We start from the raw sequence: 901 nt of genomic DNA, 5'->3' as shown, positions 1-901 counted from the left end.
GTCGTGATTGAGTAGGCCTTTGACGTTTTCCAAAAATAGAAAACGTGGTTGGATTTGTTTGGCCGCTCGAGCAATCTCAAAAAAGAGAGTCCCTCGAGTATCTTCAAATCCCAGTCGTCTTCCTGCGAGTGAAAAAGCTTGGCAAGGAAATCCCCCGCAGATGATGTCCACTTGCCCTCTAAATTGTCTAAAGTCATGGTCTGTGACCTCTTTAATATCATGGTATTCTATTTCCCCTTCTGTGTTAAACATGGCTTTATAAGATGTTCTGGCGAATTTATCAATTTCACAAAAGCCCAGGCATTTATGACCCTGTGATTCCATCCCTAGCCTAAAACCGCCTATCCCAGCAAATAAATCTAAAAATTTCATTTTTCCTCTCTTTCCAACTAAAAAAGAGCCTTACACTTGTAAAACTCTTGCCTATATATGATCATCCATTTCTGGTGCACGGATGATTTCAACAATCAAAATGACGATAGAAATCAGATAGATTCCACCTAGTATCCACCAAATCAACTTAATCACCTCCCTTTACTTCTTGTCGTCTCAGTTGCTTGGTCCACTCTGACAGCACACCATTAAATACATACTCAGCTATTACTTCCGCTGACCGAGCAAATCGCATATGTTCCAATGCATACTGATAACGGTCACTAAAATAAATCATGGCATAGTCACTAGCTGACTGAGATAGACCCGACTGTCTTAACTGGTCATGAACCAAACCCCAAATATAATCTCGATCGTACTTGGTCACGCCATCGACTTTTGAAGTAAAGTTCTCTTCTTGTTTCTCATCTACTTGCTGCCTCTCCTCCTCGTCCTCAATAAGGAAATCACTCCCTTTAGTTTCACTATATTTAGTCTCACTTCCTTCAGTCTCACTAGGGGCTGAATT

At 41.0% G+C, this 901-nt stretch carries 1 protein-coding gene and 1 pseudogene; both read right to left on the bottom strand.

Annotation, left to right across the window (positions count from 1 at the left end; genetic code table 11):
• A partial coding sequence (locus SST111_RS07735) for a DNA cytosine methyltransferase (protein WP_142350754.1) occupies window positions 1-372 on the bottom strand: 372 nt, incomplete at its 3' end.
• Between the two features lie 148 nt (window positions 373-520).
• Window positions 521-901, bottom strand: a pseudogene (locus SST111_RS07725) (replication initiator protein A); the annotation flags it as partial.

The organism is Streptococcus suis YS161 (genome assembly GCF_002760245.1).
In the GTDB taxonomy this organism is placed as follows: domain Bacteria; phylum Bacillota; class Bacilli; order Lactobacillales; family Streptococcaceae; genus Streptococcus; species Streptococcus suis_I.
This window is presented reverse-complemented; position numbering and strand designations above follow the sequence as displayed.